This is a genomic window from Thermithiobacillus plumbiphilus, assembly GCF_038070005.1.
GTDB lineage: Bacteria > Pseudomonadota > Gammaproteobacteria > Acidithiobacillales > Thermithiobacillaceae > JBBPCO01.
The window spans coordinates 172,554-193,359 of sequence record NZ_JBBPCO010000001.1 but is presented as its reverse complement, the minus strand read 5'-3'; the positions used below and the strand labels follow the sequence as shown (position 1 = coordinate 193,359).

General features: G+C 62.9%; 22 protein-coding genes. 3 read left to right on the top strand and 19 right to left on the bottom strand.

From position 1 onward, the window contains the following. Positions 1-155: 155 nt before the first annotated feature. Both WOB96_RS00955 and WOB96_RS00950 read left to right on the top strand, forming a co-directional pair. Positions 156-758 (top strand): hypothetical protein, encoded by a 603-nt coding sequence (locus WOB96_RS00955; protein WP_341369388.1) that lies wholly within the window; start codon positions 156-158, stop codon positions 756-758. After that, positions 755-1,615: a YqaJ viral recombinase family nuclease gene (locus WOB96_RS00950; RefSeq protein ID WP_341369387.1), complete on the top strand. Its 861-nt coding sequence runs from the start codon at positions 755-757 to the stop codon at positions 1,613-1,615. Before WOB96_RS00955 ends, WOB96_RS00950 begins: the two co-directional genes overlap by 4 nt. Before the next feature lie 71 nt (positions 1,616-1,686). Here the strand turns inward: WOB96_RS00950 and WOB96_RS00945 are convergent, their stop codons facing one another. The 13 genes from WOB96_RS00945 to WOB96_RS00885 all read right to left on the bottom strand — a co-directional run bounded on the left by WOB96_RS00945 (position 1,687) and on the right by WOB96_RS00885 (position 13,779). Further along, positions 1,687-2,076 carry a DUF1622 domain-containing protein gene (locus WOB96_RS00945; protein WP_341369386.1) on the bottom strand — a complete coding sequence of 130 codons (390 nt, stop codon included), beginning with the start codon at positions 2,074-2,076 and terminating at the stop codon, positions 1,687-1,689. Next, entirely contained in the window at positions 2,066-2,611 is a 546-nt protein-coding gene (locus WOB96_RS00940; protein WP_341369385.1) for an HPP family protein, read from the bottom strand. The genes WOB96_RS00945 and WOB96_RS00940 overlap by 11 nt, the downstream gene beginning before the upstream one ends. A gap of 108 nt (positions 2,612-2,719) precedes the next feature. Continuing rightward, the gene (locus WOB96_RS00935; protein ID WP_341369384.1) at positions 2,720-4,564 is read right to left on the bottom strand and encodes a M61 family metallopeptidase; all 1,845 of its coding nucleotides are present in this window, start codon (positions 4,562-4,564) and stop codon (positions 2,720-2,722) included. Positions 4,565-4,581: 17 nt separating this feature from the next. Continuing rightward, positions 4,582-6,354 carry a gamma-glutamyltransferase gene (gene ggt / locus WOB96_RS00930; protein ID WP_341369383.1) on the bottom strand — a complete coding sequence of 591 codons (1,773 nt, stop codon included), beginning with the start codon at positions 6,352-6,354 and terminating at the stop codon, positions 4,582-4,584. Positions 6,355-6,379: 25 nt separating this feature from the next. Next, positions 6,380-7,081, bottom strand: coding sequence for a deoxyribonuclease V (nfi, locus tag WOB96_RS00925; protein WP_341369382.1), 702 nt, complete (start codon positions 7,079-7,081; stop codon positions 6,380-6,382). After that, on the bottom strand, positions 7,059-7,733 hold the full coding sequence (locus WOB96_RS00920; RefSeq protein WP_341369381.1) for an endonuclease III domain-containing protein: 675 nt from the start codon (positions 7,731-7,733) through the stop codon (positions 7,059-7,061). Before WOB96_RS00920 ends, nfi begins: the two co-directional genes overlap by 23 nt. Further along, a complete protein-coding gene (rluB, locus tag WOB96_RS00915; protein ID WP_341369380.1) occupies positions 7,730-8,776 on the bottom strand; it encodes a 23S rRNA pseudouridine(2605) synthase RluB in 1,047 nt (348 codons plus the stop codon). Before rluB ends, WOB96_RS00920 begins: the two co-directional genes overlap by 4 nt. Positions 8,777-8,811: 35 nt before the next feature. Beyond that, positions 8,812-9,363, bottom strand: a complete 552-nt coding sequence (gene scpB, locus WOB96_RS00910; RefSeq protein WP_341369379.1) for an SMC-Scp complex subunit ScpB — start codon at positions 9,361-9,363, stop codon at positions 8,812-8,814. After that, complete coding sequence (locus tag WOB96_RS00905; protein ID WP_341369378.1) at positions 9,360-10,199, bottom strand: segregation and condensation protein A; 840 nt, start codon at positions 10,197-10,199, stop codon at positions 9,360-9,362. The genes scpB and WOB96_RS00905 overlap by 4 nt, the downstream gene beginning before the upstream one ends. Before the next feature lie 2 nt (positions 10,200-10,201). Then, the gene (locus WOB96_RS00900) at positions 10,202-11,422 is read right to left on the bottom strand and encodes a tryptophan--tRNA ligase (RefSeq protein ID WP_341369377.1); all 1,221 of its coding nucleotides are present in this window, start codon (positions 11,420-11,422) and stop codon (positions 10,202-10,204) included. Continuing rightward, positions 11,419-12,087 (bottom strand): site-2 protease family protein, encoded by a 669-nt coding sequence (locus tag WOB96_RS00895; RefSeq protein WP_341369376.1) that lies wholly within the window; start codon positions 12,085-12,087, stop codon positions 11,419-11,421. Before WOB96_RS00895 ends, WOB96_RS00900 begins: the two co-directional genes overlap by 4 nt. 133 nt (positions 12,088-12,220) lie before the next feature. Next, entirely contained in the window at positions 12,221-12,856 is a 636-nt protein-coding gene (locus tag WOB96_RS00890; protein WP_341369375.1) for an L-threonylcarbamoyladenylate synthase, read from the bottom strand. Positions 12,857-12,897: 41 nt separating this feature from the next. Next, positions 12,898-13,779, bottom strand: coding sequence for a PHP domain-containing protein (locus WOB96_RS00885; RefSeq protein ID WP_341369374.1), 882 nt, complete (start codon positions 13,777-13,779; stop codon positions 12,898-12,900). Positions 13,780-13,872: 93 nt separating this feature from the next. Here WOB96_RS00885 and WOB96_RS00880 point away from each other — a divergent pair, with 93 nt between their 5' ends. Then, complete coding sequence (locus WOB96_RS00880) at positions 13,873-14,613, top strand: hypothetical protein (protein WP_341369373.1); 741 nt, start codon at positions 13,873-13,875, stop codon at positions 14,611-14,613. Positions 14,614-14,674: 61 nt separating this feature from the next. Here WOB96_RS00880 and WOB96_RS00875 read toward each other — a convergent pair whose 3' ends face one another. The 6 genes from WOB96_RS00875 to folC form a co-directional block, all read right to left on the bottom strand. Then, positions 14,675-15,271 (bottom strand): CBS domain-containing protein, encoded by a 597-nt coding sequence (locus WOB96_RS00875; protein ID WP_341369372.1) that lies wholly within the window; start codon positions 15,269-15,271, stop codon positions 14,675-14,677. A gap of 92 nt (positions 15,272-15,363) precedes the next feature. Continuing rightward, a complete protein-coding gene (locus WOB96_RS00870) occupies positions 15,364-16,563 on the bottom strand; it encodes an O-succinylhomoserine sulfhydrylase (protein WP_341369371.1) in 1,200 nt (399 codons plus the stop codon). Further along, on the bottom strand, positions 16,564-18,021 hold the full coding sequence (gene purF, locus WOB96_RS00865) for an amidophosphoribosyltransferase (protein ID WP_341369370.1): 1,458 nt from the start codon (positions 18,019-18,021) through the stop codon (positions 16,564-16,566). Continuing rightward, positions 18,018-18,527, bottom strand: coding sequence for a CvpA family protein (locus WOB96_RS00860; RefSeq protein ID WP_341369369.1), 510 nt, complete (start codon positions 18,525-18,527; stop codon positions 18,018-18,020). The genes purF and WOB96_RS00860 overlap by 4 nt, the downstream gene beginning before the upstream one ends. Positions 18,528-18,553: 26 nt before the next feature. Further along, the gene (locus WOB96_RS00855; RefSeq protein ID WP_341369368.1) at positions 18,554-19,519 is read right to left on the bottom strand and encodes an SPOR domain-containing protein; all 966 of its coding nucleotides are present in this window, start codon (positions 19,517-19,519) and stop codon (positions 18,554-18,556) included. After that, positions 19,509-20,789: a bifunctional tetrahydrofolate synthase/dihydrofolate synthase gene (gene folC / locus WOB96_RS00850; protein WP_341369367.1), complete on the bottom strand. Its 1,281-nt coding sequence runs from the start codon at positions 20,787-20,789 to the stop codon at positions 19,509-19,511. Before folC ends, WOB96_RS00855 begins: the two co-directional genes overlap by 11 nt. Positions 20,790-20,806 lie beyond the last annotated feature (17 nt).

Here is a 20,806-nt window from a genome sequence, read left to right as displayed (position 1 = left end):
CGTGGTCTTAGTATAGCTTGGGGGATACTCCGGAAAGCCAGCCTGTGGTGCTCTCCAAAGCCTTTGTTTTCATCAACTTTGCTGGCTATCCGGGCAGTTTTGCCCGGCCTTTCCAAATCCAGTGGATCGGGACCCAATTGAAGGATGGAGCAAACATGGAAGAGCTGAACAAACTGCTGAAATCCGCCATGCAGCGGGTAGCCGAACTCAACGAGAAAGGCATTCTACTGGGCAGGAAGCGCTATACCACCGTTGCCCAGCGAAATGAGGTGTTTCGCGAGATCTTTGGGCTGCGCGGGCGCATCCTGACCGAGATCGTGGAAGCCAACGATGACCATGTCGTCGTGCTGGCACGGATCGAGTTCCTGCAGGATGGCCAGTGGATGCTGCTTGGCAACGGATATGCCGAGGAAAGGCGCAACTCCAGCCAGGTGAATCGCACCAGCGCCATCGAGAACTGCGAGACCAGTGCGGTAGGTCGGGCACTCGCCAATGTCGGCCTGCATGGTGGCGAATACGCTTCCGCCAACGAGGTTGAAAACGCCATCCACCAGCAGTTGCAGCCGCAGCCAGAAGTGCGGGCTGACACCATCACGGTCGAGCAGCAGGCGAACCTGCGCAAGCTCGCGGAAGATGCCGGTGCGGACGTGGACAAGATGCTGTCCTTCTTCCATGTCGGTGCTTTCGAGGAACTGCCGGCACGCGACTACAGCCGGGCGCTGAAGCTGCTTGAGAAGAAGCGGCGGAACGCGGCATGAAGCAGCAGAGCGCTGAATGGCTCAACTGGCGCAAGGGGGGCATCGGCGCGTCCGAGGCCCCCATCATCACTGGGGACTCGCCCTGGCTGACGCCGTTGCAGCTGTGGGAGCAGAAGCTCGGGCTGAGTCAGCCCAGGCCCAAAAATCCTGTCATGCTGCGCGGGCTGATGCTCGAACCCCTGGCCCGCGAGGCCTATGAGGCCTATACCGGCAACATTATGGAGCCGCATTGCCGGATTCATCCTGGTCATGACTTCATGCTGGCAAGCCTCGATGGCATTTCGCTGGAGGGCGATCTCATTCTGGAGATCAAGTGCCCTGGCGCGGGAGATCACCAGGCGGCGCTGGCGGGACGCATTCCCCAGAAATACCAGGCCCAGATCCAGCACCAGCTCAGCGTGACGGGCGCTCAGGCCTGCCATTACTGGTCCTTTGACGGCCGTGATGGCGTGCTGGTGGAAGTGACGCCTGACGGCAGCTATATCCGCGATCTGATCGAGGTCGAGCAGGAGTTCTGGCAGCAGGTCGTCAATCGGGAACCGCCGCAGCCAGGTGGTCACGATCGCCATCTGCGCAGTGATGAGGCCTGGCAAGCCTCGGCGCAGGCCTGGCAGGCGGCCCGTGAGGCGCTGGACCAGGCCCGGGCCCTGGAAGCCGAGGCGCGCGCAAGGCTGGAGGCGCTGGCGGAGCCAGGCATCACGGTGGGCGGCGGCGTGCGGCTGGCCAAGATCTACCGCAAGGGCTCAGTGGACTACTCGCGCATCCCGGCGCTGGCCGGGGTGGATCTCGATGCCTATCGCAAGCCAGGCAATCTGGTGTGCAGCATCAGCCTCAGCGGATCCGGTCAGAACAGCTAAAAGCCAGAAACAACCCAGGGGCTCTCATTGAGCCCCTTTTCTATTCAGGTACTGCACAGCCCCGAGGAGATTCAGCCCGCCTTGTCAGACCTGACTGTCTTTTCGTTTTCCTCTGCCTTGCGCTCTTCCGCCATTTCCCTGGAAAGAAAATAATTCAGCGCCGTCCGGATGATGGCAATGGCTCCCAACTTGCCAATCTGGTCCCAGCTTGGTGCGATGGCGGTCGACAGGATGTCTGCGCCAAGCTGAAACTCCAGGGCCAGGGCGAGATAGCGCGCCAGCGTCAGCCGTATGGCGTTATAGGAAGCTTCGCGGCGCTTGATCGCGGCCATGGCCAGCTGAAAGATGACCTGGATCACGCCAGCGCCAACAATGGCGGCGCCAGTCGTTTCGATGAAAAGTCTCAGCCATTGCAGGACATGAATGATGGTTTCTTCAGTCACGCCAAAGTCAGGGAGCATTCTTGTTGTTCTCCGGGTCAGAGTGCCTGAAGGATAGATGTGCCAAGAGACGTAAGGTGAGTTGCTCCAGTATGACCAGGACGAGGATCATGCCCAGGGCCATGCCAAAGAGCACGAGGTTGTTGCCGTCCCCGCTACGAAAGGCGAAGCTCAAGGTGGTGGAGACAGCGGGCGGATGCACGACGTTCAGTGGCACCATCAGCATGATCACAACGATCATGGCCACCGCCGCTGCTGCATAGCCCGGTCCGATCAGGCTCAGGCTGAGCACACCGACCACGGCAGCCAGACTCTGAGCCCAGAACAATGTGCCCACCTGGTTGGTCTCATGCTGCGGGTCGAGGTAGATCAGAAAGGCGCTTGAGGCGAGTGAGGCAAACAGAAGGCGTTGCTGGCTGAAGCTTTCGACGAGAAAGAACACTAACAGTACCGCGATGGTGGGAAGCAAGGCCAGGATCAGTTCTGATTTCAGGCTCAGACGTTTGCGCCCGGCGCGCTCGGCCCCGGGAACAGGCCGCAGGCTCTTCTTTTCCATCCCTTTCTCCTCTTCCGTGAAAGGGTATCCCTGTCAGGCCAGGCGCAAGCATCCGACGGATCGGGCAAGACTCAGGGCGAGGCCCTGCCAGACGCACAGACAGAATGCTCAGAGAGGCTCGAGCCAGGCCTCCCTCGCCTTTACCTGCTCGGGACTGGCCTCGGCATCCAGTGTGAGAACACAGGTATCCAGCGATGCTCCCGCCAGGGTCAGATCAAAAACCATCAGCTCATCGCGCCGGAAGGCGTGCACCTGCACCCGACTGCCTGGCACATGGCCGGCGATCACATCAGTAAGATTCCTGCCACTCACGCGCAGGCCATCCACGGCAATCACCACGTCGTCTGCCGCCAGCCCTGCCTGCTGGGCAGGCCCCTCATCAAAGACCTGGATCAGCCGCGCCTCCTCGCCACTGGCGATGCGAGCGCCAAGCACGCTGCGACTGCGCCCGGATTTGTCTTTGGCGGGCTTGCCGCCACTGTCTTTGTCGGACTCTGCCTGGCGCAGCTGGAATTGGATGCCAAAGGGCGCCAGCAGCTCCGCGAACGGCAGCTCCTCGGTCCCGTAGACCGCTTGCGCGAAGAAATCCCGAAGATCCAGGCCACTCAGCTCCTCGGCCGCAGCCTCGATGCCCCCTTCCGGAATCCCGGTAGCAGCCTGGCCATAACGCTGCCACAAGAGCCGCATGAGATCATCCAGCGAATGCTTGCCGCCGGTTCGGGAGCGCAGCAGCAAATCAAGCGCCAGCGCCACCAGGCTGCCCTTGGCGTAATAGCTGACTACGGCATTGGGGGCATTTTCATCCTGGCGGTAGAACTTGGTCCAGGCGTCGAAACTGGATTCGGCCACTGACTGCTTGAGCCGCCCGCTGCCACGCCAGACCCGCGTGGCGGTCTCCCCGAGCATTTCAAGATAGGTTTCCGGGCTGATGAGACCGCTGCGCCGCAGCACCAGATCATCGTAGTAGGACGTGATGCCTTCGAAGGCCCAGAGCTGGGTGGTGTAGGCCTCGCGTGCGAGATCATAGGGCGTGAAGGCGGCCGGCTTGATGCGCTTGACGTTCCAGGTATGGAAATACTCATGGCTGCAGAGCCCGAGAAAGCTGCGATAGCCCTCGTTGCTATTAGGATCATTGGGGTCCTGATCAAGTCCTGCCGGTACCATTTGCGGTAAATTGTCGCGCTTGCAGATCAGGCTGGTCGATGCACGATGCTCCAGGCCACCGTAACCATCGCCCACGGCGAGCACCAGAAAGACATAGCGGTCCATCGGTGCGGGCTCGCCAAAGAGCCGGATCTGGTATTCGCAGATGGTCTTGAGATCGCGGCAAAGCCGGTCCAGATCGGCGCGATGCCGGCCAGTGATGATGATGTCGTGCGGCACGCCGCAGGCTGTAAACTGCGCCAGGGTGAATGGCGCCATCTCCACGGGATGATCAATCAGTTCATCGTAGTTGGCAGCCCGGTAGCGGCCAAAGCCATAGGCCGGGGCGCCATCGCGCGCCATGGACGTGCCGACGCGCCAGTCCTGGAAGGCCGTCCCGGCCGGGGGGCAGATCTCCAGCGCGCAGACCCGATCCTCCAGACCATGCGGTCGCAAAAAGACGCTGCTGCCATTGAAGTAGCCGCGGGTGTTGTCGAGATAGGCAGCACGCACTGACAAATCAAAGGCATAGACTTCATAGGTTAAAGTGATGGATGCGGATGTCGGTTCGCAGCACCAGGTATCCTTGTCGATCTTGCGCACCCCAAGCGGCCTGCCATCGGCGCTGGCCTTGAGGCGGACGATGTGGCGAGCGAACTCGCGGATGAGATAGCTGCCGGGCACCCAGGCGGGCAGGCTGAAACACTGCCCGGCCGGATTCGGGTCCGCGACGGTGCAGCTTACCTCGAAAAGATGCGCGCCCAGGTTTTTGGGCACGATTTGATATGCAATGGGGGAAGCCTGACTCATGTCATATCACTCTATATTTATTCTATAAATCCCTGATCAGCATAGTCATCGACTTCATCAAGCATCCTTCCCGCAGCAGGAATGGCTGATGTTGTCTCCCGTATGCTCTGCACCCGGCCAAGCCCTTCGCCGCGCGGATCACTGGCGGCGAGCATGTGCCCGTCACGCCCCTGAAACACCACCTGCATGTTGCCCCAGCGGCGCGACACCACCTCGACTTCATGCCCCATCAGTTCGAGCGCCTGCAGGGTATTTGTGCTGAAGCTGGCCGGCTCCACCTGCACGCGATCCGGCAGAAACTGGTGGTGATAACGCGGCCGGGCCACGATCAGCAGCGGATCGGGCCTGGGCTGATCCAGATATTCCAGAATGCCGAGTAGCACCATGCTGATGATGCGCGAACCACCCGGCGTGCCGAGCACGAGCACCCCGCGTGAGTCCTCGACAAAGGTCGGTGACATGCTCGACAGGGGTCGCTTGCCCGGCGCGATACTGTTGGCCTCGGCGCCCACCAGGCCATAGACATTGGGCACGCCGGGCTTGCTGGCAAAGTCATCCATTTCATCATTGAGCAGCACACCGGTGCTGCCCGCCACGAATCCCGAGCCGAACATCATGTTCAGACTCAAAGTGCCGGCAACCCGGTTGCCCTCGTCGTCCACCACACTGAAGTGGGTGGTCTGCGGGCCCTGAGTCGGCATGGCCGCGCCATCACTAAGCTTGGCACTGGGTGTGGCGCTTTCGGGATCGATGCCACGCGCGCGTTCGGCAGCATAGTTTGGGCTGAGCAGGCGCTGCATGGGCATGGCAACGAAATCGGAATCACCGAGAAAACGTGCCCGGTCCTGATAGGCGCGACGCATGGCCTCGATGGTGTAGTGCATGCGCTGCACCCGATCCGCCTGTTTCATGGGAAGCCTGTCGAGTATCTGCAGGGCTTCCGCCAGCACCACACCGCCCGAGGATGGGGGTGGTGCTGCGGTGATCTTCGCGCCCCGGTAGGTAAACTGGATCGGCCTGCGCTCGATCACGCGATAACTCTGCAGGTCCTTCGCAGTCCAGATTCCCCCGGCCTCGCGTACGCTCCTGACCAGTTCCTGGGCCACAGGGCCGGCGTAAAAGCCGGCATGGCCCTGCTGGGCAATGCGGCGCAGGGTCTGGGCAAGTTGCGGCTGCAGCAGGCGAAATCCCGGTTTTGGAACACCTCCACCCTGCAGAAAAACCCTGGCGGCCGGATCAGCGGACAGGGCGGCGAGCCGCTCCGAGGCCATGCGCCGATAGGCTGGACCCGCCGGAAAGCCTCTTTCGGCATAACGGAGGGCCGGCGCCAGGTCAGCAGCCAGGGTCAGGCGGCCATAGCGCTCGGCCAGATGCACCAGTGCTGCCGGCACGCCCGGGATGCCGGCAGCCAGCGGACCATCGAGAGAGGCACGCGGCCGAACATCCCCGTTCTTATCGAGATACATGTCGCGGGTAGCAGCCAGTGGGGCGCGCTCGCGGCCATCGACGAAGACATCTCGCCCGTCCGCGGTATGCAGCAACCAGAAACCACCACCGCCCAGGCCTGATCCGAATGGCTCCACCACGCCAAGTGCCGCACTCACGGCCACTGCGGCATCAAAGGCATTGCCGCCGGCGGCAAGCACTTCGAACCCGGCCTGGGTGGCCAGGGGATGGGCGCTGGCGATGCCGGCCCGAAAGGTGCGTGTTTCGGCGGCCTGGCTGGCTGACATGGAAAACAACAGAATGAGAGCTGAGAGCAGAGAGAACGTATTATTTTTCAGAGTCATGCATCCCTCTCCTCATGTAAGGATTTTAAAGCAGCTGCCGAGCACTGTGCGCTTCTCCTTGCTCCTTGAGCAGGCGCTTGTGCTCGGCGGCCAGACGATCCGCCAGACGCGTGGGCTCGGGCAGGCGGTATCCACGACCACAGGCCAGTACCCAGTCAGCGGCGCCCGCGATGGTACAGCGGTGTCCTGGAGACACATAGAGTGGCCGTACCCCGTCCCGGGTGCGCAGGATGCTGCCGATGGTTTTACCATGATGTTGCAGGGGCGCGCGGTCGCCCCGCAAGGGACCCGGCATCAGTTCCTCACCAATCAGGCGTGACTTGGCCACGCCGATGGCCGGCAGATCCAACAATACCCCAAGATGCGCGGCAATGCCCAGGCCACGCGGGTGGGCAATGCCGGCGCCATCCACCAGCAGGAGATCCGGACGCTGCGGCAGGGCCTCCAGCGCCGCCAGCACCGCAGGCCCTTCCCGAAAGGATAGCAGACCCGGCACATAGGGCATGGTCAGCGGCTGCCGGCAGACCTCAAGGTGCAGCAAATGCAGGCCGGGATAGTCCAGCAGCACCGCCACCCCAAGCACCTCGCGGCCATCGGGGCTCAGGGCCGCATCGCAGCCCGCCACCAGGCTGACCTGACTCGGGCAGGCCTCCAGCCTGACCTCGCGGGCCAGTTTGCGTTGCAGGGCAAAGGCTGCTTTCGCGTCAGTCGGAAACTCGATCGGCATGGCCGCAAGTCTCTCTCAAGGGACAAAGGGTGCAGCGGGGGCCTGGGCGGCAGATGGACTTGCCCAGCATCACGATCAGGGCATGGTATTCATTGTAGCAGGCGAGATCTTCCGGCATTTGGTCCCGGAAACGGGCCTGAATGGCCGCATAGCTTTCATTTCCGGTAAAAACCCCAAGCCGGGTGAAAATCCGGCGGGTATAGGCATCCACCACAAAACTGGGCAGATCGAGGGCATAGAGGAGAATCGAATCCGCGGTTTCCTCGCCGATGCCATGAACGGCAAGCAACTGCTGCCTGAGCGTCGGAATGTCCGCTGCCGTCCTGAGCCGATACGGATCACTCAGCGCGCCCTGCTCCGCCAGGAAGGCACAAAGGGCATGCAGACGGCGGGCCTTCACATTGTAATATCCCGCCGGGCGGATACTCTCGGCCAGGATCTCGATGGGGGCGGCAAGCATGGCGGACGCATCCAGCAAACCGCGCTCGCGCAAGCGCAAGATGGCCTTTTCGACATTGGTCCAGGCGGTATTCTGGGTCAGCACCGCGCCGACCATCACCTCGAAGGGCGTGTCTCCGGGCCACCAGTGCTGCGAGCCGAAGTGGGCCAGCAGGCGTTCATAGATTTGTGGGAGGGCCGGACCGCCGTTCACGAACGTCCGCGTCGTCCCGGGCCGGCGTTGCCCCGACCTCCTGGCTGACGCGGCCTGCCGGCATCCGGGCGCCGGGCCTGGTTATTGCCTGATCCCCGCTCGTCCCGCCGGGCTGGCTGACTGGCCTTGGCATCAGCGCGCAGGCTCAGGACCGGGCGCTCTCGCTCCGATCCTGTCCGCGCATTGGCACCGCGCTGTCCTTCTCCCCGCCCCTGGGCAGCAGCGGCATTGCGATGGCGTCGAAACAGTACGCCTCTGCCCGGCCGAGGCGCGGGTTTGGGTTCCGGTTGCGCTTCCACCTCAGGGGGCAAGCCCGCAGCTTCCAGCAGCAGCGCCAGCTCCTCGGGTTCCAGGTCCTCCCAGCGGCCCGGCCGCAGGCTGCGAGGCAGTCCGATCGGGCCATAACGCACCCGGATCAGCCGACTCACCGTCAGTCCCACGGATTCCCACATGCGCCGCACTTCGCGGTTGCGTCCCTCCTTCAGCACCACGCGATACCAACTGTTCGCGCCCTCGCCACCTTCGAACTCGATGCTGTCGAAGTGGGCCATGCCATCTTCGAGCATCACGCCCTCGCGCAACTGCTGCAGATTCTCATCCGTGGGCTGACCCAGCACGCGCACCGCGTACTCGCGCTCGATCTGCTGGCGCGGATGCATCAGCGCATTGGCCAGTTCCCCGTCGGTGGTGAGCAACAACAGCCCCATGGTGTTGATGTCGAGCCTGCCGACCGCAATCCAGCGGCCCTGGCGCAGGCGCGGCAGCTTGTCGAAGACGGTGGCCCGGCCTTCCGGATCCTTGCGCGTGGTCAACTCGGCCACGGGTTTGTGATAGCGGATGACCCGGCGGCGTGGGCCTTGGCGGCGCCACTCGGGAATCGGTTCGCCATCGATACTGATATCATCGAAGGGCCCGATCCGGTCGCCCAGCTTGGCGACTTCGTTATTGACCTGCACCCGCCCGGCGCTGATCCAGGTTTCCATCTCGCGACGCGAACCCACACCAATCCGGGCCAGCACCTTCTGCAGTTTTTCGTTTTCCATGGGATGCTCTTTGTATGAATGCCAGTCCTACTGATTTAGGACAGGCTGGCCGCGATTTGTTCCAGATCGCGCAACTCGTCCAGGGGTGGTAGCTGGGCCAGGCTATCCAGGCCGAAATGCGACAGGAAGGCTGTGGTGGTGCCCAGTAGCGCCGGGCGCCCTGGCGTATCCCGATGGCCAAGCACGCGTACCCAGTCATAGCCCTGCAGGGTCTTGAGGATACCCGGACTGACCGCCACGCCGCGAATCTCCTCGATTTCAGCACGGGTGATGGGCTGGCGATAGGCGATGATCGCCAATGTTTCCATCAATGCCTTTGACGGCTTCGGCGTCTGCACCGCATGCAGCCGCGCCAGCCAGGGCTGCACCCTTTCACTGGCCTGAAATCGGTAGCCGCCAGCCACCCGGACCAGCACCACCGGCGCGTCCCGATATTCATCCCGCAACTCATCCAGCAACTTGCGCAGGGTCTCACGGCTTGGCGCCTGTTCCGGCTCGAACAGCCGCAGCAATCCATGGAGATTCAGCGGTTCGCCGGCCGTCAGCAGCGCCGCGGCCAGAATATCCCTGACCTCTTTCGGGCTCATGCGGCGCGCACATGGATCGGCGCGAAGGGCTGCTCCTGCTGGAACTGCAGATCCTGCGCCCGCCCCAGTTCCAGCATGGCCATCAGGGTGACCACCAGTCCAAGCGCACCTTCCGCCGGACGCAGCAACTGCGCAAAAGGCCAGAAACGCCCGGCCCGCGCCGGTTCATTGAGCCAGTCCAGCAGGTCGACCATGCGCGCGCGCACGGAAAGCAGTTCGGTGCGCACCTGATGTTCGGCGTAGAGCTCAGCGCGATGCCGCAAACCGCCCAGCGCTGCGAGCAGGTCCTGCAGGGTGGCGGCAGGCGGGCGCAGCAGCATTGGCCGGTCTTCGGGCGGCAACACGGCGGGCCAGAAATCCCTTCCGGCCTGGGGCAGTTCGTCGAGCCTTGCAGCCGCCGCCTGGAACTGGGCATACACCTGCAGCCGCCGCACCAATTCCGCGCGCGGATCCTCGGGTTCAGCACTTTCCGGATTGACCGGCCGTGGCAGCAGCATGCGCGACTTGATCTCGGCCAGATGGGCCGCCATCAGCAGATATTCGGCCGCCAGCTCCAGACGCGTTGCCCGCATCAGGTCCACGTAAGCCATGTACTGGCGGGTCACCTCGGCAATGGGGATGTCGAGGATGTCCATCTCGCTGCGCTTGATCAGATACAGCAACAGGTCCAGGGGACCGGCAAAGGACTCCAGAAATACTTCAAGCGCATCCGGCGGGATGTAGAGATCCTTGGGCAGGACATTCAGGGGCGCGCCACGGACAAAGGCCAGCGCCGCCTGCTCCGGACCCGCCACGCCAGGCGCGGCAAGCGCCAGGGCACCTGATTCCTGCGACATGCTCAAACGAAACGTAGACCCATGACCTGGCGAACCTCTTTCAGGGTTGCCTGAGCCACTTCGCGGGCCTTCTGCTGACCTGCCTGCACAATCTTGTGCAGGCGCTGCGGCTCTGCTTCCAGGGCTCGGGCGCGTTCCTGGATGGGCTCTAGCTCCGCCAGCACGCCGTCGATTACCGGCTGCTTGCAGTCCAGGCAACCAATGCCGGCACTACAGCAGCCCTGATGCGCCCAGGTGCGGGTCGATTCATCGGAATAGACCTGATGAAGCGCCCAGACCGGACACTTTTCGGGTGTACCCGGATCCGTGCGCCGCACCCGCGCCGGATCGGTGGGCATGGTGCGAATCTTTTTCGTCACCTCCGCGGGATCTTCGCGCAGCGCAATGGTATTGCCATAGGACTTGCTCATCTTGCGCCCGTCCAAGCCCGGCATCTTCGAGGCTGGCGTGAGCAGGGCCTGAGGTTCGGGCAGGATCTCCCGGCCACGGCCTTCCAGATAAAAGAGCAGCCGGTCCTTTTCCTCAGCCTTCAGGTTGGCCTGTTCGGCCAGCAGATTGCGCGTTGCCTCCAGCGCAGTCGCGTCACCCTGTTCCTGATAGCGGGCAAAGAGCTCGCGATATTCGCGAGCGGCCTTCTTGCCCATGCGCTTGATGCTCTCCTCGGCTCTTTGCGCCTGATCCGGCTCGCGCCCATAGATGTGGTTGAAGCGCCGCGCGACCTCGCGGGTGATCTCGACGTGCGCCACTTGATCGGCGCCCACCGGCACGTGGCCCGCCCGATAGATCAGGATATCCGCGCTCTGCAACAAGGGATAACCGAGAAATCCATAGGTCGAGAGATCCTTTTCCTTGAGATTCTCGATCTGGTCCTTGTAAGTCGGTACCCGTTCCAGCCAGGACAAGGGCGTCATCATCGACAGCAGCAGGTGCAGTTCGGCATGTTCGGGCATCTGCGATTGTACAAAGAGTGTCGCCTGCTCCGGATCCACCCCGGCGGCCAGCCAGTCGATGAGCATCTCCCGCGTGCCATCATGGATCACCCGCGGGTCTTCGTAATGGGTGGTCAGGGCGTGCCAGTCCGCCACGAAGAAAAAGCAGTCATATTCCGCCTGCAGGCGGATCCAGTTCTTGAGCACGCCGTGATAATGCCCCAGATGCAGGCGGCCGGTCGGCCGCATGCCGGAGAGCACCCGCCGGTTGGCGTTTGCAGGAATATCACTCATAGCATTGGCGCCCCTCCGAGGGCGAAGAAGAGCTGACGCAGCGACGACACGATCGGTCCCATGAAGGTGCCCAGCACCCCGGTAAAGAGCAGCACGATCAGGATGATGAAGCCATAGGGTTCGAGCTTGCTGAATTGGTATGAAAGCGGCCCTGGCAACAGCCCCGCCGCCACCCGCCCGCCATCCAGGGGCGGAATCGGGATGAGATTGAGCACCATCAGCACCAGGTTGATGGTTATGCCGGCCATGCCCATCAGTTGCATGGGCTCGGCAAAATAGGCGGCACCTGCAGGCAGATGTCCACCCAGCCAGATCACCAGGACCCAGAACAAGGCCATGCCCAGATTGGCGCCGGGTCCAGCCAGGGACACCCAGATCGAGTCACGTTTCGGATTCTTGAGGCCATCGAAATTGACCGGCACGGGCTTAGCCCAGCCAAATACGAAGGGCGAGCCGATGGCCACCAGACCGGCCGGCAAAAGAATGGTGCCGATCGGATCGATGTGGCGGATGGGATTGAGGCTCAGGCGTCCCATCAGCATGGCCGTTGGATCGCCCAGGCGCCAGGCCATCCAGCCGTGTGCCACCTCGTGGAGGGTGATGGCAAAGAGTACTGGCAAGGCCCAGATGGAAATGATTTGGATGATTTGTACCGGATCGTTCATACCGGCAGTATATCAGCCTTTGTCGCGAACGCATTGCAAAAATGCGTATCTGCGATCGTCCGCGGGTATTCCGACCAGGCGCCGGAACACCCCCAAAACCGGTGTGCTACTGCACTCATCTTCAGAAAGACTTTCAGTCCTGCGTTTCGATGCCGATACTGTGCGGATCGCCACATCCCTGGCGCATGACCTGAGGCGGCCAGACAGTCAGATCCAGTACGGTGGACGGCTCCAGGCCGCCAGCACCGCCGTCCAGGATCAGATCGACCTGACGCTTGAGCCGGTCGCGGATGTCAGCGGGATCGGTCATCACCCGGTCATCTCCGGGCAGGGTCAGGGTACTGCTCAGAAAGGGTTCACCGAAGGCAGCCAGCAGCGCATGACTGACCGGATGCGCGGGAATGCGAATGCCGATGGTCTTCTTGCGCGGGTCGGCCAGCTTGCGCGGCAGGTCCCGGCTGGCCGGCAGGATGAAAGTGAAAGGGCCGGGTGTCGCTTGCTTCAACAGACGAAACGCGGCATTGTCTACCTTGGCGTATTCAGTGACCCGGGAAATATCCGGAAACAACAGACTCAGGTCATGGCGCAGATCCAGTTGCCGGATCTGGCGCAGGCGCTCTTGGGCGGTCGTGGCGTGCAGGGCGCAACCAAGCGCATAAGTGCTGTCCGTTGGATAAACCAGCAGGCCACCCTCACGCAAAAGATCGGCAGCTTGCTGTATCAGCCGCGGTTGCGGATTTTGCGGATGCACCTCAAAGTACTGGGTCATACCAGATTCCCTGAAAACGATATGCCGAAAGTGCTACCCGCTCAGGCCGCCAGTTCAAGTTCCGGCCAGTCCTGCCAGATGGCCGGCACGCCCTCGGGCAGCAGGGGCAGGCGGCCCAGCGCGAGATAGGTCTGCTCCGGCCCGTGATAATCGGAGCCGGCGGAGCCCTTCAGGCCGAAATATCTGGCAAGCTTTGCAAAATGGGGTGCGTCACTGAAGGCCTGGCTCCCGGAAAGGACCTCGATGCCCTCCCCGCCTGCCTGGCGAAAGGCGTCCAGGAATTCGGCCATCTTGCTGGCGCTGAGCTTGTAGCGTCCCGGATGGGCAACGACGGCCTGGCCGCCGGCGGCCCGTATCCAGCCAACGGCATCCTGCAGGCTTGCCCACTGCCCGGGCACGTGCCCGGGCTTGCCGCGCACGAGGTACCGCTCGAATACGCGCCGGGTGTCCGGGGCAAAGCCTTCCTGCACCAGCCAGCGAGCAAAGTGGGTGCGCCCGACGATTTCACCCTTGGCGAAACTGCGCGCGCCATCCAGGGCACCTTCTATGCCCCTCTCGGCAAGGCGGCGCCCGATCTCCTCGGCGCGCCAGACCCGGAACTCCCGCAGACCCGCCAGGCCCTGCTGCAGGACGGTATTGTCCGGATCGATCCGCAGCCCGACAATATGGGTGACCTGACTGTTCCAGGTCACCGATACCTCGACGCCGGGCACCAGCAGCAAACCACGGCCTTCGGCCGCAGCACGGGCCTCGCTGATCCCTGCGGTATTGTCATGATCGGTCAGGGCCAGCACCCTCAGTCCGGCCGCCACCGCCGATTCGACCAGGGCCGCGGGCGTCAGCGAACCATCGGACGCGGTGGAGTGGCTATGCAGGTCGATGCGAAGGCGCTCTGCAATGGATACTGCGGAATTTGCTGACATCTAAGCCTCGGGGAACATCGTCTTATGGTTAAAACTGAAACGTGCACTGTAGAATAGGTGCGAATTTTTTACATCCCATGAAAGGAGGACGACTTGGCTAGCAGCGACCCATTGAACATCAGCCTGGACGGCACCCAGTCGCGCTTCGAACAGGCGGCGCAAAGCGTCCTGACCGCCTTTGCCCAGTCAGACATCAAAACCGGCGAGCAGGTCACGCCCCCGATGCTGGTGGATGCCGTGCGACAGATGCTGGCGGTGATGCAGAAGCTCGACAAAACCGAAGTCTGGGATCCGGACCTGCCGGAGGACGATCAGGAGCAGATTGCTGATTACGCCATTGGATTCCTGCAGGATCTCGCCACCTGGGCCGACCGCCTGAACGAAAAGACGGCCCGCCAGGCCATGGATGTCACCGCGCTGGGAGTGGCCGCCTGGGTAATTCGCCACAAGGGCAATATCCGCACCCTGGAACCTGTCGTCAATGCCCTCGCCGGCCTGGCCAACGTCAACCAGGATCCTCAACATCTGCTCCGCATCGCCCAGTTGATGGAACAGGTCATCCTGGCCACGGATGCCCCGATTCGCGCCGACCTGGAAAAGGATCCTAGCCGACCCTGGCGCATCCTCTTGATGAACCATGCCATCACCGCCACCCGCGCCCAGGATACCGAGCAGATGGAACATGCCTTCGAACTGCTGCTGAAATATCTCCCCGAAGATGCACCAGCATTTTTTCAGGAAGGCCTGCAGCAGGTGAGCCAGCCCGGCTTTGCGCCAGCCGTGAAGGATCTGATGAAAAGCTATCAGCAGAAATCGGTTGGGGCGATGCACTAGCCGGCTTCAAGCCCAGCCCCAGGACCGCGAAGGCCCCTTTTGCCGGGGCTTTCATGCGATGTCAGTGGTTGAGCGCCGCTTCGAGTTCGGAGAAACTCTGTTTGGCGCCGCTTGGCTCGATCTCGATGCCAAGCTGCCGCCCGATTTGCGTGGTCGAAAAAATTCCCCGGATGATCTGGTTCTTGCCTGGCCCATCCGGCTCCACCACCAGGGCATGCTGCCGGCCAGCCTCTCGCAGGGTCTGGATGACATCACCCACCCTGGCGTGTAGCACGTCTTCCATTTGCAAGACCTGAATCTCGTCCTGAGGCGTCATGATGTGCTCGACCAGGATCTGATCCCTGGGCAGACGCTCACTGGATGAAAAATGCACTGGCTTTTCGCCCAGGATGTCACGGGCGGTAATCACCCCCACCACCTCCAGATGCCAGTCCGCCACCAGCAACATGCGGACTTCGGCATGGATCATCTTCTGCAGCGCCTGATCGATGGCGGTATCGGGTGTCACGGTAACCGCCGTGACACGCTTGAGATCGGTCATGACATCCACAGCAGGACTGTCGGCTGTGACCTTTTTCGGCAAATCCAGCGAATAGCGGTAAAAACTGATGCCCTTGTCCAGTTGCCCGGCCTGGAGAACCCTGTAATTTCCCGGCATGATCCGCTCCTCCTTGGTTAAGGATGCAATGGTCGCCTACCCTTAGTAATAGACCATAAAAGGGCGAATGTTTGCCGCAAGGGTAATCCGGGTCAGAACGCCCCGGCTGCCGCAAGCCCGCGGGCAATATCCGCCTGCAGATCCCGGACATCCTCCAGCCCGACGCTGATGCGTACCAGGCCATCGGTGATTCCCGCCGCCGCGCGCGCCTCCGGGCTCACCCGGCTGTGGGTGGTGGTCGCGGCATGGGTGACGATGGTCTTGGCATCCCCCAGATTGGCGCTGATCGAGCAGATCCGCAGGGCATCCATGAAGACCCAGGCTGCCGGCTGACCGCCTTTGACATCAAAGGACAGGATGCCACCAGCGGCTTTCTGCTGACGCCTGGCGAGCGCATGCTGCGGATGGCTGGCAAGTCCTGGATAGAATACCCGAGTGACCTGCGGCTGCGCCTCCAGCCACTCGGCCAGGGTTTGGGCCGAGGCGCAATGACGCTCCATGCGCAGGGACAGGGTTTCCAGACCCTTCAGAAAGACCCAGGCGTTGAAGGGGCTGAGGCTGGGGCCTGCGGTGCGCAGGAATCCACGAACCGGTTCCATCAGTTCCCGGCGTCCGAGTGCCGCGCCACCCAGGCAGCGGCCCTGACCATCGATGTACTTGGTCGCCGCCTGCACCACCACATCCGCGCCCCATTCCAGCGGGCGCTGCAGCGCCGGGGTGCAGAAGGTATTGTCCACCACCAGCAGGGCGCCGGCTCCATGGGCGATTTCCGCCAGCGCCTGCAGATCCCCGATCTCGGTCATGGGGTTGCTGGGCGTTTCCAGAAACAGCATGCGGGTATTGGGACGGATGGCCGCGCGCCAGGCCGCCGGATCGGTGAGATCCACGAAAGTGGTTTCCAACCCGAAGCGGCCCAGAATGTTGCTCAGCATCTGTACCGTGGTGCCGAAGATGGCGCGCGATGCGACCACATGATCGCCCGCCTTCAAATGCCCCATGAAGACCGCGAGACAGGCAGCCATGCCCGAGCCGGTCGCGACACCGACCTCCGCCCCTTCCAGGGCGGCCAGTCGCTCCTCGAAGGCGCGCACGGTGGGATTGGTGTAACGGCTGTAGACATTGCCGGGTTCACCGGCAAAGCGCGCCGCGGCCTCCGCCGCGCTCTTGAAGCGGTAGGAGGAGGTCGGGTAGATCGGCTCGCTGTGTTCGCCTTCGGCCGTGGTATGCACCCCGGCGCGAACGGCCAGGGTATCGATGTGCCAGCCTGACTCCTGCAGGGATTCCTCGTCCACTCAGGCCTCCCGGATCAGGCGCAACTGCCGCGCACTCATGCCATGATCCTGGAAGATCGGATAATCCCCCGAGAAACAGGCGTCGCAATAGCCCGCCTCACGTCCACCCATGGCCTGGTAGAGGGCCTCGATGGAGATATAACCCAGGCTGTCGGCATTGATCAGCTTGCGCACCTCTTCCTCGGTATGCTGGGCGGCGATCAGCTGCGAGCGGTCCGGGGTGTTGATGCCATAATGGCAGGGCCCGGTGGTGGGCGGCGAGCTGACCAGGAAATGCACCTCGCGGGCCCCGGCATCCCGCACCAGATTGACGATCTTGGCGCTGGTGGTACCGCGCACGATGGAGTCATCCACCAGTACCACGCGTTTGCCCTTGAGCACGGAGGGCATGGGATTGAGCTTGACCTTGACACCGAAGTCGCGCACCGACTGGGCCGGCTGAATGAAGGTGCGACCCACGTAATGGTTGCGGATCAGACCCAGCTCGAAGGGGATGCCCGTAGCCTCGGCATAACCCATGGCCGCCGCCACGCCCGAGTCCGGCACCGGGACGACGACATCGGCGTCACGCGGGAACAGGCGCGCCAGCTCGCGCCCGATGCGCTTGCGCGCCTGATAGACATTGATGCCATCGAGCGTGCTGTCGGGGCGGGCGAAATAGATGTACTCAAAGACGCACATGCGCCGCTGTGTCGGCGCAAAGGGAAAGCGCGACTCGATGCCGCCCTCGGATATGATGACCATCTCACCGGCCGCGATGTCACGCACGAACTCCGCGCCGATCAGATCCAGGGCGCAGGTTTCCGAGGCCAGCACATAGCCACCGGAGTCCAGTCGCCCGAGCACCAGAGGCCGGAAACCCAGGGGATCACGCACGCCGATCAGACGGGTCTCGGTCAGGGCCACCAGCGAATAGGCGCCCTTGGTCCGCGTCAGGGCAGTCGCGAGGCGCTCGCCGGCATCCTTGCCCTCGGTACGCGCAACCAGGTGCAGGATGACCTCGGTATCCATGTCGGTGTGGAAAATGGAGCCGGCATGCTCCAGTTCTTCGCGCAGTTCTTTGGCGTTCACCAGATTGCCATTGTGGGCCAGGGCCAGCGAGCCGTGCCGATACTTGATGTGCAGGGGCTGGGTATTGCGCAGCACCGAGCCGCCCGTGGTGGAATAACGCACATGGCCGATGGCACGATTTCCCAGCAGCCTGACTATGTCATCGGCCTTGAAAACATCGGCCACCCGACCCATGCCACGATGATTATGGAATTTCTCTCCATCGCTGGAGACGATACCGGCGGCCTCCTGGCCGCGGTGCTGAAGCGCATAAAGGCCCAGATAAGCCAGGTTGGCGGCCTCGGGGTGTGCAAAAATGCCGACGACACCACATTCATCATGAAAATGATCATCATCGAGCAGCAGGGTACGGGGGGATGCAGCGTGGCAAGGCGAGGAAGCGTTCAAGGGGACTCCACCTCTGGTTTGGGTCGCAGGACCTTAGACAACGATTCAGGCAAATGATTATACAACGTATGCGCCACTGGCGTGAACCAGGGAATGGTCAGGGAATGGCGATACCAGTCGCTCCGGGTCAGCGAGCTTGCCTGGATCAGCAATACCAGCGCGCCGCTCACGAGAAGCGCCCGTAGCAGCCCGAAACCACCGCCCAGCCCCCGGTCCACGACCGACAGGCCGGCCTTGTTCAGGAGATGCTGCAGCAGCATGGCGAAAAGATTGCCGACAAACACCGTCAGCAGGAAGAGCAGCAGAAAGCCACCGACGACACGCAGAAAGGGCGAGCTGAAAAAGGGTGCGAGCAACTCTCCCGCGGGCGTCGCAAAGTGAAAGGCCACATACAGGCCGACGGCCCACAGGAGCAGCGAAAAGACCTCGCGGACGAATCCCCGGAGCAGCCCCACCAGCGTCGAAAGCAACAGGATGCCAAGCAGCAGATAATCAAACCAGACCATGTGTTGCTCCGCGCCGAATCAGTAGATCAGCGAACTGGCAGGATGATCGGCTGGATGTTGCCAGCCTGGCGCATGATCTGCTCTCTGGCCTGCCGGGCTTCGGTCGCCTCGGCATAAGGACCGCTTTGGACCTTGTACACGCCGCGCGCGGCGTCCTCCACCACATGCAGCTTCAGATTTCCGGTACTGCCCAGCGACTGCAGCAGCTTGTCGGCATTTTCACGCGCCTTGAAGGCGCCAAGCTGTACCAGGAATACACGGGCTTCCTTATCTGAAACGGCCGGCGTCGCAGCGGCCGGTTGCGCCGCCTGCGCACTTTCGCGGGCCAGGCGCGCCTGCAGGCCGGCCTCTCGCGGGTTTGCCTGGCCGGTGTCCGCAACTGGCTCGCCCGGTGTGACAGGAATGGCCTTGCCAGCGTCGTTCCGGTCCGCGGGGGCGGCCTTCGGCGCCACGGCTTCCGGCCGCGCCGCCGGGCGCGGGGCCATACCCAGTTCATAGGGAACAGGTGGACTTGCCGGTCTGGCGGCCTGTGCTGGTTGTGGCGCGTCTTGAGGCGCATCCCGACGAACGTCCATCGCCGACTGGCTGGTATTGGCAGATGCCAGTGAGCCGTCCGCCGTGATCGGGGCGCCACCGTCCTGGGCGCCGACAAAAGGCTCGCCATCTTCGGGAGCTGCCGCCAGTGGCGGTACCGGCTGCTGTCCGGAATTGCCGGTATCATCGGCCGCTACCGGGCTATCGAGCGGGATGACCAGTTCGGACTGCGCTCCATTCCGCGACTTCTCAGGCGGCTCCCGATCACTGAACATGAACACCATCAGCAGCACCACAAGCACGGCGGCAAAGCCGCCGAGCACGAACTGGCTCAAGCGCCTGGGGGCCGGCCCAGGGCGCCGATCGCGCGGTTCGTCATCCCAGAAATTATCAAAAGATTCGAATTCCTTGTCCTGGCCGGTTTCTTTCACGTCCTTCCCTCGTGCATCAAGCGACATCTAATTGCTCCAGTGCCGCGGCCGCGGCCACGGTCAGAAATGAACCGAAAACGAGCACGACATCCCGACCTTCGGCACCAGCTTCCGCAGCGCGGAGGGCCCTTGCCGCATCGCCCGGGGTCTCCACTCTGGAGGCGCCCAATCCGCGCAGGATCGATGCCAGGGTACCGGCATCCAGGGCACGCGGGCTGTCCGGGGTGATACAGAACCAGCGATCCACATGGGGGATCAAGGGCTCCAGGGTTGCCGCGTGATCCTTGTCCGCCAGCATGCCGACCATCGCCTGCACGCGACCGGGGCCAGGCAGGCTTGCGAGATTCGCCGCCAGGGCGCGGGCGGCATCGGGATTGTGCGCCACATCGAGAATGAGGACCGGCCTGCCAGCGCGCTGGACGCTTTGAAAACGCCCGGCAATGCGAGCCTTTGCAAGGCCGGCGCGCACGGCTTGCTCCGGGACTTCAAGTTGCGGCAGGGCGTGCAGCGCGCAGATGCAGGCAGCGGCATTGGCGAGTTGATGCTTGCCCGCCAAGGCCGGCAAGCGCAGTTCCAGCAGCTCGCCACCCGGCCCTGTCCAGTCCCAAGCATCAGTTCCTGCACGCTGCACCCGGAAATCCCGGCCAGCCTGATAGAGTGGTAGGCCAAGCCGTTCGGCGGCGACCGAGACCGCCAGTGGCGGCTGTGGATCGGCGCAGACGGCTGGCACACCGGCGCGAAAGATGCCGGTCTTCTCGCGCGCGATGCTTTCCCTGTCCGGCCCGAGCCAGTCACGGTGATCAAGGTCCAGACTCATCAGCAGGGATAGATCCGGCTCGAAGGCATTCACCGCGTCCAGCCGCCCGCCCAGCCCCACTTCCAGCAGAATGATCTCCACCTCGGCTTGCAGGAAGGCCTGCACCGCGGCCAGGGTCCCGAACTCGAAATAGGTGAGTGGCAGGTCGCCACGGCCAGCTTCCACGGCCTCAAAGGTGGCAACCAGCGCGTCGTCGTTGATGAACTGGTCGCCAATGGCTATGCGTTCGTTGTAGCGCAGCAGATGGGGGCTGGTGTAGGCGCCAACCCGGTATCCGGCAGCCGACAGCATGGCTTTGAGATAAGCCACCGCCGAGCCCTTGCCGTTGGTCCCCCCCACCAGCAGGGTCGGTACGGGCAAACGCGCAGGCAGGCCCATGCCTGCCATGGCCGCGCGCACGCGCTCCAGGCCCAGCTCGATACGTGCCGGCTGCATGGCCTCGAGGCGTCTCAACCAGGCATTGATTCCCGGGGCAATCACGACGACTGCGCTTCTGG

Bases quoted from the DNA above. Each gene is read 5' to 3' on its own strand.
- WOB96_RS00955 (WP_341369388.1), top strand. From the start codon at position 156: ATGGAAGAGCTGAACAAACTGCTGAAATCCGCCATGCAGCGGGTAGCC.
- WOB96_RS00950 (WP_341369387.1), top strand. From the start codon at position 755: ATGAAGCAGCAGAGCGCTGAATGGCTCAACTGGCGCAAGGGGGGCATC.
- WOB96_RS00945 (WP_341369386.1), bottom strand. From the start codon at position 2,076: ATGCTCCCTGACTTTGGCGTGACTGAAGAAACCATCATTCATGTCCTG.
- WOB96_RS00940 (WP_341369385.1), bottom strand. From the start codon at position 2,611: ATGGAAAAGAAGAGCCTGCGGCCTGTTCCCGGGGCCGAGCGCGCCGGG.
- WOB96_RS00935 (WP_341369384.1), bottom strand. From the start codon at position 4,564: ATGAGTCAGGCTTCCCCCATTGCATATCAAATCGTGCCCAAAAACCTG.
- ggt (WP_341369383.1), bottom strand. From the start codon at position 6,354: ATGACTCTGAAAAATAATACGTTCTCTCTGCTCTCAGCTCTCATTCTG.
- nfi (WP_341369382.1), bottom strand. From the start codon at position 7,081: ATGCCGATCGAGTTTCCGACTGACGCGAAAGCAGCCTTTGCCCTGCAA.
- rluB (WP_341369380.1), bottom strand. From the start codon at position 8,776: ATGGAAAACGAAAAACTGCAGAAGGTGCTGGCCCGGATTGGTGTGGGT.
- scpB (WP_341369379.1), bottom strand. From the start codon at position 9,363: ATGAGCCCGAAAGAGGTCAGGGATATTCTGGCCGCGGCGCTGCTGACG.
- WOB96_RS00905 (WP_341369378.1), bottom strand. From the start codon at position 10,199: ATGTCGCAGGAATCAGGTGCCCTGGCGCTTGCCGCGCCTGGCGTGGCG.
- WOB96_RS00900 (WP_341369377.1), bottom strand. From the start codon at position 11,422: ATGAGTGATATTCCTGCAAACGCCAACCGGCGGGTGCTCTCCGGCATG.
- WOB96_RS00895 (WP_341369376.1), bottom strand. From the start codon at position 12,087: ATGAACGATCCGGTACAAATCATCCAAATCATTTCCATCTGGGCCTTG.
- WOB96_RS00890 (WP_341369375.1), bottom strand. From the start codon at position 12,856: ATGACCCAGTACTTTGAGGTGCATCCGCAAAATCCGCAACCGCGGCTG.
- WOB96_RS00885 (WP_341369374.1), bottom strand. From the start codon at position 13,779: ATGTCAGCAAATTCCGCAGTATCCATTGCAGAGCGCCTTCGCATCGAC.
- WOB96_RS00875 (WP_341369372.1), bottom strand. From the start codon at position 15,271: ATGCCGGGAAATTACAGGGTTCTCCAGGCCGGGCAACTGGACAAGGGC.
- WOB96_RS00860 (WP_341369369.1), bottom strand. From the start codon at position 18,527: ATGGTCTGGTTTGATTATCTGCTGCTTGGCATCCTGTTGCTTTCGACG.
- WOB96_RS00855 (WP_341369368.1), bottom strand. From the start codon at position 19,519: ATGTCGCTTGATGCACGAGGGAAGGACGTGAAAGAAACCGGCCAGGAC.